Source organism: Sphingomonas sp. LR60, from assembly GCF_036855935.1.
Lineage (GTDB): Bacteria > Pseudomonadota > Alphaproteobacteria > Sphingomonadales > Sphingomonadaceae > Sphingomonas.
The window spans coordinates 3,687,046-3,703,193 of record NZ_JASPFK010000001.1; the positions used below are offsets into that span (position 1 = coordinate 3,687,046).

A 16,148-nucleotide genomic window follows, 5' to 3' on the forward strand; every position below is an offset into this window, starting at 1 on the left:
ACCACCGGAATTGCCAACAGCTTGACTCGATCGACTCTGGCGCACGCCGACGGATTCGCATCGGATCATCCCCGCTTTCCACACCCTGTGGATAAAATCACGGGTTGGGGACGGCGCTGTGGATGGAATCCGGGTTTTCCACCGATCGGGGTCGCGCTTGGCGGGTCGATGAAGTTACGCTAGCGGCTGTCCACGACTTATCCACAGATCGGTCCACCCCACCCGATGTCCGGCTCCTGATGCTCCGCCTCCACCTCCACTTGCTGTCGGATTCGACGGGCGAGACGCTGGAGAACATCGCCAAGGCCGCGCTCGCGCAATATGACGATGTCGAGACCGTCCGGCATTTCTGGCCGATGGTGCGCACCGAAACGCATCTCGACCGCATCCTTCAGGAAATCGCGCAGAATCCGGGGCTGGTGATCTTCACGCTCGTCAATCCGGTGACGCGCACCGCGCTTGAGGCGCGTTGCAAGGCGCTCGGGCTGCCGACCGTCGCCCCGCTCGATCCGGTCAACGATGCGCTGTCGATGCTGCTCGGACAGCAGGCCAAGGCACGGCCGGGTCGGCAACACGTCCTCGACGCCGCCTATTTCGAGCGTGTCGACGCGATCCAGTTCACGATCGCGCATGACGACGGGATCGCGCATGAGGAATGGGAAGAGGCCGACATCCTGCTCGCCGGGGTCAGCCGCTCGTCGAAGACTCCGACCTCGATCTATCTCGCCAATCGCGGCTACAAGACCGCCAATATCCCGATCGTCGTCGAAAGCCCGCCGCCGCGCGCGCTCTTCTCGCTCAAGAATCCGCTCGTCGTCGGGCTGACCACCAGCACCGACCGGCTGATCCAGATCCGCCGGAACCGGTTGCTGTCGCTCAACCAGGCGACCGAAACCAATTATGTCGACCAGGATGCGGTGGCGCGTGAGATCGCCTATGCTCGGCGGATGTTCGCCGATAACGGCTGGCCGGTGATCGACGTCACCCGCCGCTCGATCGAGGAAACCGCCGCCGCAATCATCGCTCTGGTCAACGAACGCCGCGGGCTCGCCGCACGGAACACCGATTGATGCTGATTCTCGCCTCGCAAAGCGCCTCGCGGACCACGATGCTCGCAGCCGCCGGGGTGCCGTTCACCGCCGAGCCGGCCTATGCCGACGAAGCCGCGCTCAAGGCGGCGATGGCGGGACGACACCCGCGCGACATCGCCGACGCACTCGCCGAGCTGAAGGCGCTCAAGGTGTCGGCGCGTCACCCCGGGCATCTGGTGCTTGGGTCGGACAGCCTCGCGGTGCTCGACGACGGGACGATCCTCGACAAGCCGACCAGCCGCGACGAAGCGCGCGATCACCTGACGCGCATGTCGGGCAAGCGCCACGATCTCGTCAGCGCGGCGGTGATCGCCGAGAATGGCCAGGCGGTGTGGCGCATCGTCGACAAGGCCAAGATGTTCGTCCGCGCACTCTCGCCCGCGTTCATCGAGACCTATCTCGACGCCGAATGGCCGGAGATCGCGGGCTGCGTCGGCTGCTACCGGATCGAAGGCCCGGGCGCGCAATTGTTCGCCCGGATCGACGGCAGCCAGTTCACCGTACTGGGGATGCCGTTGCTCCCGGTGCTCGATTATCTGCGTGTCCGACAGGTGTTGCCGGCGTGAGCGTTGGTCCCTTCGTCACCCCCCATTACGCCGTCACCCCGGCGAAAGCGCAACCTCTACAACAGTCCCCTTCTTGTACCCCGGCGAAGGCCGGGGTCCAGTTGGGAGACGCCTGTAACTATCGGAACGTCCTCCACAACTGGACCCCGGCCTCCGCCGGGGTACGGTCTGAAAAAGACTCAACCCGGCAGTTTCGCAGAGGCGTCGACCTGTTCGGTGGATGCCGTGACGCACCCGGCTCGACGGACAGACGCTACGCAAACGCCCCGATGACCGCACCGGCCAAGGTAGCATCATGACCAACACCCACTATGCCGAGGTGATCGGCGATCCGATCGCGCATTCCAAGTCGCCGCTGATCCACGGCTTCTGGCTCGAAAAGCTCGGGCTGGCCGGCGACTATCGCGCGACGCGGGTCGCCGATGCCGACCTCGCCGACTATTTCGCGCGCCGCGCCGGTGACGCCGATTGGCGGGGGTGCAACATCACCGTGCCGCACAAGGTGGCGGCGCTCGATCACGTCCCCGATCCCGGTGACGTACGCGGGATGATCGGCGCGGCGAACACCGTGTTCCGCGGCGAGGATGGCGCGCTGATCGCCACCAACACCGATGCGGCGGGCTTCCTGTCGCCGATCGCCGATCTCGATCTGTCCGGCCAGCCGGTGGTGGTGGTCGGCGCGGGCGGCGCGGCGCGCGCGGTGCTGTTCGCGCTCGCGCGCAGCAAGGTCGGGCGCGTGACCTTGCTCAACCGCACCCCGCTGAAGGGCGCGGCGTTGCTGGCGAAGTTCGGGCTCAAGGGCGATGCGCTGCCGCTGAACGCGCGGCTGCCGGCGGCGGCGCTGCTCGTCAACACCAGCGTGCTCGGCATGACCGGGCACGACCCGCTCGACCTCGATCTTGCGCCGCTCCCCGACGACGCGGTCGTCTACGACATCGTCTACGCTCCGCTCGAAACCCCGCTGCTGAAGGCCGCGCGCTCGCGCGCGCTGGAGACGGTCGACGGGCTGGAGATGCTGGTCGGGCAGGCGGCGGTCGCGTTCGAGTTGTTCTTCGGCGCCGCGCCACCCCGCGAGCATGACGAGGAACTGCGCGCACGCCTGCTCGCATGACGATGCCTCCCTCGTCGGAAAGGGTGATCCTCGGCCTCACCGGCTCGATCGGCATGGGCAAGTCGACGGTGGCGGCGATGTTCGCCGACGCCGGGGTGCCGGTGTTCGATGCGGATGCGACCGTCCATCGCCTGCAAGGACCGGGCGGCGCGCTGGTCGCGGCGATCGAGGCACGCTTTCCGGGCACCACCGGCGCGCAGGGCATCGACCGCGCCGCGCTCGGCGCCTCAGTGCTCGGCGACGATCAAGCGATGCGCGCACTCGAGGCGATCGTCCACCCGGCGGTTCGCGCCGAGCGCGAATCCTTCCTCGCCCGGCATCGTGACGCACCGCTGGTCGTGTTCGACATCCCGCTGCTTTTTGAAACGGGCGGGGACCGCGAGGTCGATCGAGTCGTGGTCGTGTCCGCTTCGGCCCCGGTGCAGCGCGAACGGGTTCTGGCGCGCCCCGGCATGACCCCGGCCCGCTTCGATGCCATCTATTCTCGGCAATTGCCTGACACCGAGAAGCGCGCACGTGCCGATTTCGTGATCCCGACCGACGTGTCGCTCGACGAGACGCGCGCCGCGGTGATGCGCGTCATCGCTTGCGTGCAGGCCGGACAGGGTCGATAACGACGCGATCATGCGTGAGATCGTCTTCGATACCGAAACCACTGGCCTCAGCTTCGCCGGCGGGGATCGTATGGTGGAGATCGGCTGCGTCGAACTGGTCAACCGCGTCGAAACCGGCCGCACCTTCCACGCCTATTTCCACCCCGAGCGCGACATGCCCGCCGAGGCAGAGCGCGTCCACGGGCTGTCGGCCGTTTTTCTCGCCAAACATCCGGTATTTGCAGCGGGAGTTTCGGCGCTGTTGGAGTTCATCGGCGATGCGCCCCTGGTTGCGCATAATGCCGGATTCGACTTCTCGTTCCTGAATGGCGAGCTGGAACGCTGCGGCAATGTCGCAGTTTCGGCGTCGCGGATGATCGACACGCTGGCGATCGCGCGCACCCGCCATCCGGGCGCCAAGCACACGCTCGACGCGCTCTGCAACCGCTACGGAATCGACCGCTCGCACCGTGTATTACACGGCGCGCTGCTCGATGCGCAGTTGCTGGCGCAAGTCTATGTCGAGCTGATGGGCGGGCGACAGATCGGGCTCGGGCTGGTCAGCGAAGCCGCGCCGATCGTGGTCGAGCAGGTCACGATTGCGCCGGCCCGCGTCCGCCCGCTGCGGGTCTTTTCGCCGAGCGATGCGGAACTGGCCGCGCATGCTGCGTTTCTTAAGAAGGTCAAAGAGCCTTTGTGGGGGGTCGCCGCGTCCGAATGACGCGATTGTACGGCCGGATCGCAGGGGGCGAGACGGCATAAATGGAGGTAAAGTATGGATATCCGGATCTCAGGTCACCAGGTGGCGATCGGCGACGCGCTGAAGGCCCATGTGCAGGACCGACTCCAGGGTATCGCCGACAAATATTTCGCGCGCGCCATCTCGGCGGAGGTCACCTTCGGCAAGGGCCCGCACGATAACGGCTTCACCTGCGACATCGTCGCGCATGTGACGCGCGGCTTGATCCTGAAGGGCCGTCATGATGCGCATGACGCGCATATCGTTTTCGATGGTGCCGCCGAGAAGATCGAGAAGCAGCTGCGTCGTTACGTGCGCCGGCTCAAGGATCGCCACGCCGCGCATACTGCGACCGAGGAGGAGCAGGCTCGCAACGGCTATGACAATGCCGGCTATACGCTTTTTGCCGAGCAGATCGGCGAGGACGATGCGGGCGATGCGCCGCTGGTAATCGCCGAAACGCGTGTCGACGTGCCCGATGCCAGCGTCTCCGATGCGGTGATGATGCTCGACCTGCGCAACACGCAGGCATTGCTGTTCAAGAATGCCGGCACCGGCTCGTACAACATGGTCTATCGTCGCGGTGACGGCACGATCGGCTGGGTGGAGCCGCAGCGTGGTGGTTGACCGGACCTGATGGCGAGCGATCTCAGCGACTTGCTCGTCCCCGAATTGATCGTCGTCGGACTGCCCGCCGCTTCTAAAAAGGCTCTCTTCACCCAGATCGGGGCGCTCGCCGCCCCGATACTGGGCATCGAGGCGCGCGCGCTGGCGGACGGGCTGGCGGCACGTGAGAAGGAAGGCTCGACCGGCTTCGGTGGCGGTGTCGCGATCCCGCACGCGCGGATCATGGGACTGCCACGGATCGCGCTCGCGGTTGCGCGGCTTGCACAACCGCTCGACTATGGCGCGATCGACGATACTGCCGTCGACGTGGTGGTGGCGATGTTTTCGCCGCCCAAGGTCGGGAGCGACCATCTGAAGGCGCTTGCCCGCGTCGCCCGGCGGTTGCGCGATCGCGCGCTGGTCGCCAAGCTGCGCGGCGCCGGCTCACCCGATGCGATCTATGCATTGCTGTCCGATCATGGCGTCCGTGATGCCGCCTGAAGGCGCCGCCGCCCATTATCGGGCGCTTGAGTCGCTCTATGCCGCAGCCCCAATCAACCGCTTCTTCGAATCACGCCTGGAGCTTGTCGCGCCGGGCGAGTCGCGCATCCATTTCGCTGTCGACGAACGCCATTTCCACGCCGCCGGCGCGGCGCACGGCACCAGCTATTTCAAAATGCTGGACGATGCGGCCTTCTACGCCTGCAACAGCCTGGTCACCGACCGCTTTCTGCTGACCACACAGTTTAGCCTGCTGCTGACTCGCCCGCTCGGAGTCGGCCCGGTGGTGGCGGAAGGTCGCTGGATCAGCGGGCAGCGCCGTGTGTTCGTGGCGGAGGCGCGACTGATCACCGCCGATGGTGAAGAGGTTGCGCGCGGTACGGGCACATTCATGCGATCGCGAATCGCGCTGGCATCGCTCCCCGGATATGCCGGACTATGAGCGCGCGACTACCCACCCATCTGGCGATCGGCGCATTGCTGCGGCGAGTAAACGATGCGGGCGGCCTCGCAGTGGTGCGCGCACGTGGTGAGCCCCAAAGCGGCGCGTTGCTGATCCTGATCGCCGAAGGTCGCGAGATGCGTGCGCTCGAGCGGATGCGAGGACTCGACGACCTGGACTTGCTGATCCCCGCTGGGCCGGCTGCAGACGGTCCGGCCGCGATCGAGGAATATTGGCGAAACCGGCGCCAACGTGACCCCGATCTCTGGGTGATCGAACTGGACATCCCGGACGCCGAACGGTTCGTCGCTGAAACGATCCTGTAGCATTGACCCTGTTAACCTGTTGCCCGTAGCCGAACTGCATCGACAACATGCGTTGTGCCGATGCGGGGTGCGATCCCGACGGTGACGCAGTCGGGGGGACCCGGAGCGATATCGAACAGCTAACGCTGCTTCAGCGATCGTATCCGCGCACTCACCGCATAAAAATGATGTGGAATGCCGTTCAGTTCGCGCGTTGCAACTTTCGCGACGCTTACTTTCTCGGTCCTTGCTCTGGTTGCGCAGAGCGCTCCCGGACTGGCTGCTGAACTCCCGGCGGTTCCCGCCGCGTCTACTGCGATTCAACTCGCTCTCCCCGCTCAGGTTCCCACGATCGCCCCAGCCGCACCGGCTGCGCAGGAAGCGACGGTAACCGCGGCGCAGGTCGAAGAGCAGATCGCCTATCCTACCCTCGCCGCGGCGGTTGCCGACCAGTCGATTCGTTCGGACGCCGACGAAGACCTGCGCTGCCTTGCTGGCGCCATCTATTTCGAAGCACGCGGGGAGCCGCTCAGCGGTCAGCTCGCCGTTGCCGAAGTGATCCTCAACCGCACCCGCTCGCACCGCTTCGGCGGCAGCGCGTGCGACGTCGTGACGCAGAAGGGGCAATTCTCCTTCGTTCGCGGTGGCCGGATGCCGGCGGCACCGAGCAACGACGATTGGCGCACCGCCATGGCCGTCGCCAAGGTCGCGCTAAAGGACGCGTGGGAGAGCGATGCCGCCAACGCATTGTATTTCAACCATCGTCGCGTCGGCCATTCGAATGGCGTCCGGGTCGCGTCGATCGGGAACCACATCTTTTATCGCTGATCGCGATCGAGCGCCTGCGAACGAAGGCGTGGCTTTTGTTCGCATGATGTTCTAATCGGGTGGCCATGCTGACGCCGCCCGACACCTGCCATCAAGAAGAAACCGTCGCGTTGTGCGCGCGAGACGTCGCCCGCGGTGTGACGCGCATGCTGTTGCGGCATGATCTGACCGCAATCGCCGAAGTGCCGCTGGATGGCGGCCGTCGCGCCGATCTGATGGCGGTCGATCCACGCGGACAATTGGTGATCGTCGAGATCAAGGTCTCGCGCGCCGATTTGCTGGGCGACGGCAAGTGGCAGGATTATCTCGCGCATTGCGACCGCTTCTACTGGGCGGTGCCCGCCGGCTTCGACACGTCGCCGATTGCCGGTGAGGCGTTCCTGCCGGAGCGCACCGGCTTGATCATTGCCGACCGCTATGACGCCGCGATCGTCCGCGAAGCCCGCACCGATCCGCTACCTGCCGCCACGCGTAAGCGCTGCACCCTCGCCTTCGCGCGCCGTGCGGCCCGCCGCGTCATTGCGGTGCACGATCCGGAAGCGATCGGCGGCTTTTAAAGGCTGTACCCGGTCGCAACCAGGATTGTGATCGCCAGAGAGGAACTCAGCGCAGCCGGATAGCTAGGCTACCCGCCAGCAAATGCTTCGTGCTTGAATACAAGTGCCTAGGCTGGCGGGTGCGAGTTAGAACTTCGGTCCGGCGACTGCGCGTTGCGGCTTGCTCGGTGTGTCATCGAGGATCTTCAGAATGACGGTCGATCGGGTGTCACGCTTGGCGTAATCGCGCGCTGACATGCCCGCGACATTGTCCGTCTGGTCAGGATTGCCCCCCGCGGCAAGCACAGCACGGACCAGCCCCAAATCGCGACGCTGCACCGCACGGATCAGCGGCGTCTCGCCGCTATTGTTGCCGAGATTCGAATTAGCCTTCGACGCGGCGAGAACTTGGATCAACTCGGGCTGGTTGGCCTGAACCGCGAGGAGCATCGCCGTATTGCCGTCGCCGTCCCGCAGGTTCGGATCGGCACCCTTGGCGAGCAGATAGCGCAGATAGGCTGCATCGCCCCGCTTCACGACGATGTGAATCGCTCCCTCGCCGGTCGTGATGTCGCGCGCGTTGATGATCGTCTGGCCGGGTTGGTCGAGCATCCCGATCACGGCGTTGCCATCGCCCTTCCGCACCGCTTCGAGGAACTTGTAGCTCTGCGATTGTTGCTGCGCCGCTGCCGGGAGCGCTGAGACGGTCGGTAGCGCGGCGAGCAGCGCGAAATTCAAAAACGGGCGGCGATGCATCTGATGGTTCTCGCGAGGGCTTAGGGTTGCGCCTTTGCCTATAACGCATCACATCTGGCGTCGCCATGAACATGCGCTGTTTCGCCACCACGCTCGCGCTGCTGCTCGCTGGGCCCCTTTCGGGTTGTGCGCAGGAGCCTGCGAGCACGCCACCGCTGGCCGGTGCGCGGATCGGCGGAACTTTTCCCTGACCGATCAGGACGGGCGCACCGTCACCGATCGCGATTTTGCCGGACGCTACCGGATCGTCTATTTCGGCTACACCTTCTGCCCCGATGTCTGCCCGACCGACGTGCAGAACATCGCCGCAGCCCTCAAGACGATCGAGCGCGACGATCCGGAACTCGGCAAGAAGATCGTGCCGATCTTCATCACCGTCGATCCGGCACGCGATACGCCTGCCGCGCTCAAGCGCTTCGTCTCCGCTTTCCACCCGCGGTTGGTCGGCCTGACCGGCACGCCCGAGCAGATCGCGAAGGTGGCGAAGGAATATGGCATCTATTTCGCGCGCGGGGCCGGAACCGACGGCGGCTATCTGATGGATCACAGCCGCCAGATCTATCTCTTCGATCCGGACGGCAAACCGCTGGCGCTGCTCCCCGAAGGACCACCCGCCGCCATTGCCACGGAGGTGAAGAAGTGGGTGCGCTGACCGGTCGCTTCTGGGAGACGACGCCGCTCGACAAGCTCGACCGCGCACAATGGGAGGCATTGTGCGACGGCTGCGGCAAATGTTGTCTCCACAAGCTGGAGGATGAGGAAACCGGCGAACTGGTCGCAACCAACGTCGCATGCCGGTTGCTCGACCGACGCAGTGGGCAATGCTCCAACTATCGGCATCGCCGCGCCTATGTCAGCGAGTGTGTGCGGCTGACGATGGGCAACGTCCATGCGATCGACTGGCTGCCGACGACCTGCGCCTATCGCCTTCGCGCGGCGGGCGAGGCGCTGCCCGACTGGCATTATCTCGTGTCGGGCGACCCCGAGGCAGTGCATCGGGCCAAGCAGTCGGTGCGCGGCTGGACGATCAGCGAGGACGATGCCGGCGACCTCGAGATGCATATCGTCGACCGGGAATTGTGACCGAAGACATTACCGTGGTGCGCAATCCGCGCGCCCGCCGCACGCGGCTGTCGTTCGATCCGGTCGGTGGGCAGGCGCGGCTGACGCTCCCGCCCCGCGCACCGCTCGCCAAGGCGCTGGCGTGGGCGCGCGCGCAGGAGGCATGGATCGCGCATCAGCGTGGGCGCCTGCCGAGTGCCCGGCCATTCCTGCCGGGCGCGACGATCCCCGTCGACGGAGAGATGCTGACGATCGACTGGCGCGCCGATGCGCTGCGGACACCGAAGGTCGATGACGGACGTCTGGTGGTCGGCGGCCCGGCCGAGAGCGTGCCGCGCCGTGTCGAATTATGGTTACGCCGCCGTGCGCTCGCGTTGCTCGAGGAGGATACCGCCTTCTATGCCGCACGTGCCGGCGTGTCGGTCAGCGGCATCGCGATCGGCGACGCGCGTGGGCGCTGGGGCAGCTGCGCGCATCATGGCGCAATTCGCTATAGCTGGCGGCTGGTGCTCGCCCCGCCGGAGGTTCGCCGCGCAACCGCCGCGCACGAGGTCGCGCATCGCGTCCACATGAATCACGCGCCTGCCTTCCATGCGCTTGTGGCCGAACTATTCGGTCGCGATCCGGCGGCCGAGCGGCAATGGCTGCGCGCGAACGGCGCCGCCCTTCACTGGTACGGGCGTTCGCCAGTCGGCTGAGCCGGGACCTGCGGGCGGGTCGGCTGCGTATTGCGTGCCGGTGGAGGAGTCCGAACGGCATCACGCCGCGGCTGGCCGGTCACGCGATCCAACCATTCCTGATCGAGCCGCTCGTCAGGGCGCTGTGGCGCAGGCCGGGGCTGCTGCGGCTCGTCGCCTTGCGGCGGTAGCGGCTGAACCACCGGCCGCTCGGGGCCATAGACCGGAGCCTGATCAGGGACGGCCGGCGCTTCCACGCCATAGCCGTCCTCGTCGACGAACGTCGAATTGTCGGGCGCGCCGTAATAGCTCTCCGCATCCGGCTCGAGTTGCGCCTCGGGCAGCGTGACCGCGGTTTCGAACTGCTCGATCGGGCGCTTGGCGACGGCCTTGACCATGAACTCGCGGAACGCGCGGGCGGGGGCCGTACCACCGTGAAGGCCAGCGATCGGGCGCGCGTCATCGCGACCCATCCACACGCCGGTGGTCAGCCCCGACGAAAAGCCGAGGAACCAGCCGTCCTTGCTGCTGGTGGTCGTGCCGGTCTTGCCCGCCACCGGTCGCCCGATCTGCGCCGCGCGCCCGGTGCCGGTGTTGACTGCGGTCTGCAGCAAGTCGGTCATCTCGGCGGCCACGTTCGGGGCGACGAGCACCTGGCTGCGATCGACCTCGTGGCGGTAGATTTCCTCGCCATCGGCAGTGACGCGCGTGATCCCGAACGGGGTGATCGCGACGCCCTTGTTGCCGACGCTGGCGAAGGCCCGCGTCATGTCGATCAGCCGCACGTCGGACGTGCCGAGCACCATCGACGGATGGGTGTTGACCGGCGTGCTGATCCCGAAGCGTCGCGCCATGTCAGCGACGGTCTGGAACCCGACCGCCTGTCCCAGCTTGGCGGCGATCGTGTTGAGTGAATAGGCGAAGGCGGTGCGCAGCGTGACGCTGCCCGAGAATCGCCGCGAGTCATTGCGCGGGCTCCAGCCATCGATCGTCACCGGTTCGTCGACCTCGCGATCCTCCGGCGTCTTGCCCGCCTCCAGCGCGGCGAGATAGACGAACAGCTTGAACGATGACCCCGGCTGACGCTGCGCCTGTGTCGCGCGATTGTAGATCGAGCTGACATAATCGGTTCCCCCGACCATCGCGCGCACCGAGCCGTCGCGGTCGATCGACACCAGTGCCCCCTGGGCGCCTTTGGGGACATTGGCGCGCACCGCAGCGTCGGCGTCGCGCTGCATCGCCGGGTCGAGCGTCGTCCACACTTCCAGCGGCTTCTCGGTCTCGTCGATCAGCAAATCGAGCTGCGGCAGTGCCCAATCGGTGAAATAGCGAACGCTGTTCTGGCGTGGCGCGGGCGCGAGCTTCACCCCGACGTCATTCGCCTCGCGCGCCTGATCGACCGATATGAAGCCGTTGCGCACCATCTGCTGGATCACGATACCGGCGCGCCCCACCGCGGCCTGCGCATCGGCGGTCGGGGAGTAATTTGAGGGCGCCTTGACCAGCCCGGCGATCACCGCCGCTTCGGGCAGGCTCAGGTGATCCGCGCCATGGCCGAAGAATTTGCGGCTTGCCGCGTCGATCCCGTACGCACCGCCGCCGTAATAGACCTTGTTGAGGTAGAGCTCGAGGATCTGTTCCTTGGAGAACTTGCGCTCCAGCGCGAGCGCCAGGATCCCCTCGCGGAACTTGCGGCCGAACTTCTTCTGGTTGTTCAGGAAGATGTTGCGTGCGAGCTGCTGGGTGATGGTCGACGCGCCCTGCACCCGCCGCCCGCGCTCGTAATTCACGTAGAGCGAGCGCAAGATCCCGACCGGATCGACCCCGACGTGGCTGTCGAAGCGCCGGTCCTCGACCGCGACCGTCGCCTCGCGCATGACTACCGGTATCCGGTCGTAGCTCAGCCACTCGCCATAGCTCGGCCCGAGCGACACCAGCACCGAGCCATCGGCGGCATGAACGCGGATCATCTGCCCGTTGGGTGACGACTTCATCGAGTCAAAGCTGGGGAGTTGCGAGCGCGCGATGTAGACTGCGGTGAGCAGCGCCACGAACGCCAGCACGATCGCTCCGAGCGCGAGTTTGACGGCAAGCCCGGCCCGGCGACGCCACGGCGAGCGGGTCTTGGACGAAGCGGAGCGGGAGGTACGGGCACGGGCCATGGTCAGCCCCGTGGCGGATAGCGGCTTGAGCGGGTGTGAACAAGATATTTGGGCGGCGGGCGAATAGGCCGCCAAGGGCTGCTGTGCTTGCCAGCAGCCCGCTGGTGCGATCCTTGATCGGCGCTCAGGTGACAGTGGCGCGCAAGGCGTCCAGTTCGGCAAGCCGCACAGGGTCGTCGGCGGCGAGTACCTCTTCGAGATAGAAGCTGTGCGGAATAGCAGCCACAACCTCGCCTGCTACGCCGCTATATTCCTGGGCGACAAGTGGAAATGCTTTTATCATCTCGCAGAGGAAAGCCTTGTCTAGCGCGGCCACTTCCGGCCCCAAAGCCTCCAGCATCTTGATCGCGACGTCTGGATTGAGATTCTCCTCGTCCATCAATTGCAAGAAAACGACATATTGCGCGATGATCCTTGCAACCTGCTGCGCGATCGAGGCTACTCCGCTATTCGTCATGGGACGACCATCCTGACTTTGATGTTGCGGATGCCCAACTTCCGGAGAAGAGCGACAGCCCTGACCTTCTGTTGCGGGCTCGGAACTTCCCAGGTCGCGAACAATCGATGCTCTTCCAGAACCGCCGACTGCCGCAATGCCTGGTCCCATCCGCAGGCGCCGTCCACAATCGACCATTTCCGATCGATGACATAGTCTCCTTCGATGCCATCGAATCCTACGGGTTGCTTCGAACCGTCAGGCAAGGTGAGCATCAGGACAAGGGCGTAGCCCGGCCGAGCACCGGGCGCAGTGTCGCTATATTCCTTCCAAGGTGGCATCTCTTACCCTCGCAGCGCGATGTCGTCGCTGCGATGATAATCTCATGCTGTCGGTATCGGGCTGACCTGGTGACCCACCTTGACGGTGCGACCTGCGCTGGTCGGGAAGGAAAACAATCGGAGCAGAAAGGCCGATGCCCTGAGGGGGGCCGCAAGATCCGCAGCCTGGACGGCTGGCGCGTCGACGGCGCGCTCAATCACATTTCGGAAAAACTGGTGCGGTCGAGAAGACTCGAACTTCCACGTCCTTTCGGACACAACGACCTCAACGTTGCGCGTCTACCAATTCCGCCACGACCGCACGTGTTGTCCACCGGGCAGACCCGGCGTCTGGTAGGCGAGGGCCCCTAGCAAAGCCGATCGGGGCTGGCAACGCCCTTTATCGCTTCGATCTCAACTCGCCTCTCCGACGAAGCTGAGATCGAGCCGCTTCGAGCTGGCGGGAACGTCGACCTGCGCCGAATTGAAGTCGATCGCGCCGCCGGGGAGCAACGTCCGTTGCTGCGGCGTAATCGTCCAGCTGAAGACGATGCGGTTCTGCGAATCGCGCAGGTCGGCGCGGATGTCCGGCACGCGCTGACGCGTCGAGGACGGATTGGTGATGCGGCCGCTGACCGCAAACAGCTCCGACCCGTTCGCCATCTTGCGGCGCTGGATCGGATTGTCGGCGATGCGCAGCGGCAGTTCCTCCGGCCCGATCGACAGGCCGATCTGCTGCGCGAGGCCCGGGGCGGTGGTCCACAGGATCACCGCGACCGCCGCCAGCATCAACAGGCCGGCGGCGATGCTGGCGATCGTCCGGATCCGCCCATTGCCACGCGGCGATGCGCGAAACGGCGGACGATGCGCGAAGGCGTCGTAGCGCTCGGGTTCCGGGTCCGGCTCGACGGCGGCTGGCGGGGGCGATTGCAGCGGAAGGCCAGGCGAGGGCGGCGGTGCCTCCTCGACCGCTGGGGAGGGTGGCGGACCGGGCGGCGGGGAGGGCGCTGCCTCCGCGATCGGCGCAGGTGCTTCTTCCGCGTCAGGCTCCGGCTCGTCGGCGTAGCTGACGTCCTGATACCAGCTATGGCCACAATTGGCGCAGCGAACCGTGCGTCCCGGCGGCGCGATGGCGTCGTCCGGCACCAGATAGCGGGCGCGGCATTCAGGACAATCGAGGATCATAGGCGCGGCACCGGCAGAACGGACGAACCGAATCTAAGCACGCGTGCGCCCCGCAACGCAAGCGGGAGTCGCGATGCTTGAAGCACGCCGGCCCCGCGTGCAAAGGCTGTGGCCGATGGCGGCGATCGTGCAGTTCGAGAATGTGGGACTTCGCTATGGTCATGGCGAAGAGGTGTTGCGCGATGTCACCTGCTCGTTCGTCGCCGGTGCCTTCTATTTCCTGATCGGGGCGAGCGGGGCGGGGAAGACCTCGCTGTTGCGGTTGCTCCATCTGGCGCAGCGTCCCAGTCGCGGGGTGATCCGGCTGTTCGGCGCCGATATCGCCTCCACGCCGCGTGCGCGGCTGCCGTTGCTGCGGCGGCGGATCGGGATGGTCTATCAGGACTTTCGGCTGATCGCGCATCTGTCGGTGGCGGACAATATCGCGCTGCCGCTGCGGATCGCCGACGCGCCCGATGACGAGATCAATGAGGCGGTCGGCGAAATGCTGGCATGGGTCGGGCTCGCGCACCGCGCGGCGGCGAAGCCGGAAACGCTGTCGGGCGGCGAGCAGCAGCGGGTGGCGATCGCGCGCGCGGTGGTGGCGAGACCCGACATCCTGCTCGCGGACGAGCCGACCGGAAACGTCGACGACGCCATGGCCGACCGACTGATCCAGCTGTTCGCGTCGCTCAACCAGCTCGGCACGACGGTGGTGGTCGCGACGCACGACCTGCATCTGCTGTCGCGCGTTCCCGGTGCGCAGACGATGCGGATCGCTGCGGGACGGCTGACCGAGCCAACCAACCTGCTGCGACGCGAGCGCGCATGAGCACCGCCACCAGCCGCCTGCTTGATACCGCACGTCACGGCTGGACGATGGCCGGTGTGTTGGCGGTGATGATCTTCCTGGCAGTGCTGGCGACCGCCGGCGGCATCGCCACTGCGGGCGCCAGTGCCGCGTTGCGCACTGCGCTGGGTGGGCAATTGACGGTGCAGATCGTTTCCGGTGACGCCGAGACGCGCGTGCGCCACGCCGCGCAGGTGGTCGCCGCCTTACGTCGTTCGCCATCGGTGGCGCATGTCGCTCAGGTGCCCCGCACCGAGTTGACGCGGCTGCTTGGACCATGGCTTGGCAATGAGGCGGGCGAAGACGATTTGCCCGTCCCAGCGCTGATCGATGTGACGCTGACACAGGGACTTGATGGTGCCGCTCAGGTTCGCCGGATCGTCGCGCCGATCGATCCCGCGATCCGGGTCGATGCGCAGGGCGCAGCTTTGGCGGGAACCGAAACGCTGCTCCGCGCCGTGACCTTGCTTGCCGCCGCCACCGTCACGCTGATGATCGGCGCAGGAAGCGCGATGGTATTGCTGTCGATCCGCGCCGGACTGGCGGCGCATGAGACGACGATCGATGTGATGCACCGGCTCGGCGCGACGGACGCGCAGGTGGCGCGGCTGTTCTGCCGGCGGATGGCGCGCGATGCGGCGCTGGCCGCGGCGATCGGCGCACCGATCGCCTGGGGGACGCTCGCGCTACTCGGGCGGGTCGGGGCGGGGACCGGCGCCGAGCTGCTCGGCGGGATGACGCTGGGACGCGTGGGTTGGGGCAGTGCGGTCATCCTGCCGGTCGCGTTCGTCGCGCTGGCGGCGTTGGTCGCCTATATCGCGGTACGCCGCGCGCTGGGGCGGCTGGTATGATCCGGCGTGTGGTCGCGCTTGCGCTGTTGCTGTGGACGCTCGGCTTTGCGGTGTTCATGCTGGCGCTGCCGCCGCCCGCCGACCCGACCATCCGAACCGATGGGATCGTCGTACCGACCGGGGCGGCGGGGCGGACGGCGCGGGGGCTCGACTTGCTGGAACATGGCCGCGCCCGGCGGATGCTGGTGACCGGCACTGCGCCGGGGGTGACGCGGGCCGATCTGGCGCGGGTAGCCGGGCACGCCGCGACGATCGCCTGCTGCGTCGATCTCGGCGCGGAGGCGGTCGACACGCGCAGCAATGCCGAGGAGACCGCCGCCTGGGTGCGCGCGCGCGGCTATCGCTCGATCCGGCTGGTCACCTCAAATTGGCATGCACGCCGCGCCGCGCTGGAACTCGGGCCGGCGCTGGGCGACGGTGTCTCAGTGCTGGTCGACGGCGTCGACGCGCAGCCGACGCTGACGCAGGCCTTCAACGAATATAACAAGCTGCTGCTGCGCCGACTGGTGTTGTGGGGAGAGCGACTCAGGTGAACTGGCTGCGCACGATCCT

General features: G+C 66.4%; 20 protein-coding genes, 1 tRNA gene and 1 pseudogene. 17 read left to right on the top strand and 5 right to left on the bottom strand.

Going from position 1 to position 16,148, the window contains the following annotated elements; translation table 11 throughout:
- Nucleotides 1-239 precede the first annotated feature (239 nt).
- The 11 genes from QP166_RS17630 to QP166_RS17680 all read left to right on the top strand — a co-directional run bounded on the left by QP166_RS17630 (nt 240) and on the right by QP166_RS17680 (nt 7,339).
- Nucleotides 240-1,070, top strand: a complete 831-nt coding sequence (locus QP166_RS17630; RefSeq protein ID WP_333917083.1) for a pyruvate, water dikinase regulatory protein — start codon at nt 240-242, stop codon at nt 1,068-1,070.
- Nucleotides 1,070-1,657 (top strand): Maf family protein, encoded by a 588-nt coding sequence (locus tag QP166_RS17635; protein WP_333917084.1) that lies wholly within the window; start codon nt 1,070-1,072, stop codon nt 1,655-1,657. Before QP166_RS17630 ends, QP166_RS17635 begins: the two co-directional genes overlap by 1 nt.
- Before the next feature lie 295 nt (nt 1,658-1,952).
- Nucleotides 1,953-2,768 (top strand): shikimate dehydrogenase family protein, encoded by an 816-nt coding sequence (locus tag QP166_RS17640; RefSeq protein WP_333917085.1) that lies wholly within the window; start codon nt 1,953-1,955, stop codon nt 2,766-2,768.
- Nucleotides 2,765-3,382 carry a dephospho-CoA kinase gene (gene coaE / locus QP166_RS17645; RefSeq protein WP_333917086.1) on the top strand — a complete coding sequence of 206 codons (618 nt, stop codon included), beginning with the start codon at nt 2,765-2,767 and terminating at the stop codon, nt 3,380-3,382. The genes QP166_RS17640 and coaE overlap by 4 nt, the downstream gene beginning before the upstream one ends.
- Before the next feature lie 10 nt (nt 3,383-3,392).
- Nucleotides 3,393-4,082: a DNA polymerase III subunit epsilon gene (gene dnaQ / locus QP166_RS17650; protein ID WP_333917087.1), complete on the top strand. Its 690-nt coding sequence runs from the start codon at nt 3,393-3,395 to the stop codon at nt 4,080-4,082.
- 54 nt (nt 4,083-4,136) lie between these two features.
- Nucleotides 4,137-4,727 carry a ribosome hibernation-promoting factor, HPF/YfiA family gene (gene hpf / locus QP166_RS17655; RefSeq protein ID WP_333917088.1) on the top strand — a complete coding sequence of 197 codons (591 nt, stop codon included), beginning with the start codon at nt 4,137-4,139 and terminating at the stop codon, nt 4,725-4,727.
- 9 nt (nt 4,728-4,736) lie between these two features.
- Nucleotides 4,737-5,207, top strand: a complete 471-nt coding sequence (locus QP166_RS17660) for a PTS sugar transporter subunit IIA (RefSeq protein ID WP_333917089.1) — start codon at nt 4,737-4,739, stop codon at nt 5,205-5,207.
- Nucleotides 5,197-5,649 (top strand): PaaI family thioesterase, encoded by a 453-nt coding sequence (locus QP166_RS17665; RefSeq protein WP_333917090.1) that lies wholly within the window; start codon nt 5,197-5,199, stop codon nt 5,647-5,649. Before QP166_RS17660 ends, QP166_RS17665 begins: the two co-directional genes overlap by 11 nt.
- Nucleotides 5,646-5,975: a DUF1491 family protein gene (locus QP166_RS17670; protein ID WP_333917091.1), complete on the top strand. Its 330-nt coding sequence runs from the start codon at nt 5,646-5,648 to the stop codon at nt 5,973-5,975. Before QP166_RS17665 ends, QP166_RS17670 begins: the two co-directional genes overlap by 4 nt.
- A 174-nt stretch (nt 5,976-6,149) precedes the next feature.
- Nucleotides 6,150-6,782 carry a cell wall hydrolase gene (locus QP166_RS17675; RefSeq protein WP_333917092.1) on the top strand — a complete coding sequence of 211 codons (633 nt, stop codon included), beginning with the start codon at nt 6,150-6,152 and terminating at the stop codon, nt 6,780-6,782.
- 65 nt (nt 6,783-6,847) lie between these two features.
- Nucleotides 6,848-7,339, top strand: coding sequence for an MmcB family DNA repair protein (locus QP166_RS17680; RefSeq protein WP_333917093.1), 492 nt, complete (start codon nt 6,848-6,850; stop codon nt 7,337-7,339).
- 126 nt (nt 7,340-7,465) lie between these two features.
- Here the strand turns inward: QP166_RS17680 and QP166_RS17685 are convergent, their stop codons facing one another.
- Entirely contained in the window at nt 7,466-8,074 is a 609-nt protein-coding gene (locus QP166_RS17685; RefSeq protein WP_333917094.1) for an ankyrin repeat domain-containing protein, read from the bottom strand.
- A gap of 65 nt (nt 8,075-8,139) precedes the next feature.
- Between QP166_RS17685 and QP166_RS17690 the strand changes: the two are divergent.
- The 3 genes and pseudogenes from QP166_RS17690 to QP166_RS17700 all read left to right on the top strand — a co-directional run bounded on the left by QP166_RS17690 (nt 8,140) and on the right by QP166_RS17700 (nt 9,834).
- A pseudogene (locus tag QP166_RS17690) lies at nt 8,140-8,726 on the top strand (SCO family protein).
- Nucleotides 8,714-9,157 carry a YcgN family cysteine cluster protein gene (locus QP166_RS17695; RefSeq protein ID WP_333917095.1) on the top strand — a complete coding sequence of 148 codons (444 nt, stop codon included), beginning with the start codon at nt 8,714-8,716 and terminating at the stop codon, nt 9,155-9,157. Before QP166_RS17690 ends, QP166_RS17695 begins: the two are co-directional and overlap by 13 nt.
- The gene (locus tag QP166_RS17700; RefSeq protein ID WP_333917096.1) at nt 9,154-9,834 is read left to right on the top strand and encodes a M48 family metallopeptidase; all 681 of its coding nucleotides are present in this window, start codon (nt 9,154-9,156) and stop codon (nt 9,832-9,834) included. The genes QP166_RS17695 and QP166_RS17700 overlap by 4 nt, the downstream gene beginning before the upstream one ends.
- On the opposite strand, the gene QP166_RS17705 is transcribed toward QP166_RS17700, so the two are convergent.
- The 4 genes from QP166_RS17705 to QP166_RS17720 form a co-directional block, all read right to left on the bottom strand.
- Nucleotides 9,804-11,975, bottom strand: coding sequence for a transglycosylase domain-containing protein (locus QP166_RS17705; RefSeq protein ID WP_333917097.1), 2,172 nt, complete (start codon nt 11,973-11,975; stop codon nt 9,804-9,806). The two genes, QP166_RS17700 and QP166_RS17705, sit on opposite strands and share 31 nt — an antisense overlap.
- 124 nt (nt 11,976-12,099) lie before the next feature.
- Nucleotides 12,100-12,432, bottom strand: a complete 333-nt coding sequence (locus QP166_RS17710; RefSeq protein WP_333917098.1) for a hypothetical protein — start codon at nt 12,430-12,432, stop codon at nt 12,100-12,102.
- A gap of 534 nt (nt 12,433-12,966) precedes the next feature.
- Nucleotides 12,967-13,053: transfer RNA gene (locus QP166_RS17715), tRNA-Leu, on the bottom strand.
- A 92-nt stretch (nt 13,054-13,145) separates the two neighbouring features.
- Complete coding sequence (locus QP166_RS17720) at nt 13,146-13,916, bottom strand: MJ0042-type zinc finger domain-containing protein (protein WP_333917099.1); 771 nt, start codon at nt 13,914-13,916, stop codon at nt 13,146-13,148.
- Nucleotides 13,917-14,031: 115 nt separating this feature from the next.
- Between QP166_RS17720 and ftsE the strand changes: the two genes are divergently transcribed.
- Genes ftsE through QP166_RS17735 form a run of 3 tightly spaced genes read left to right on the top strand, consistent with a single transcriptional unit; the run spans nt 14,032 to nt 16,129 of the window.
- The gene (gene ftsE / locus QP166_RS17725; protein ID WP_333917100.1) at nt 14,032-14,727 is read left to right on the top strand and encodes a cell division ATP-binding protein FtsE; all 696 of its coding nucleotides are present in this window, start codon (nt 14,032-14,034) and stop codon (nt 14,725-14,727) included.
- Nucleotides 14,724-15,596 carry a cell division protein FtsX gene (locus tag QP166_RS17730; protein ID WP_333917101.1) on the top strand — a complete coding sequence of 291 codons (873 nt, stop codon included), beginning with the start codon at nt 14,724-14,726 and terminating at the stop codon, nt 15,594-15,596. The genes ftsE and QP166_RS17730 overlap by 4 nt, the downstream gene beginning before the upstream one ends.
- Nucleotides 15,593-16,129, top strand: a complete 537-nt coding sequence (locus tag QP166_RS17735; RefSeq protein ID WP_333917102.1) for a YdcF family protein — start codon at nt 15,593-15,595, stop codon at nt 16,127-16,129. The genes QP166_RS17730 and QP166_RS17735 overlap by 4 nt, the downstream gene beginning before the upstream one ends.
- Nucleotides 16,130-16,148: the final 19 nt, after the last annotated feature.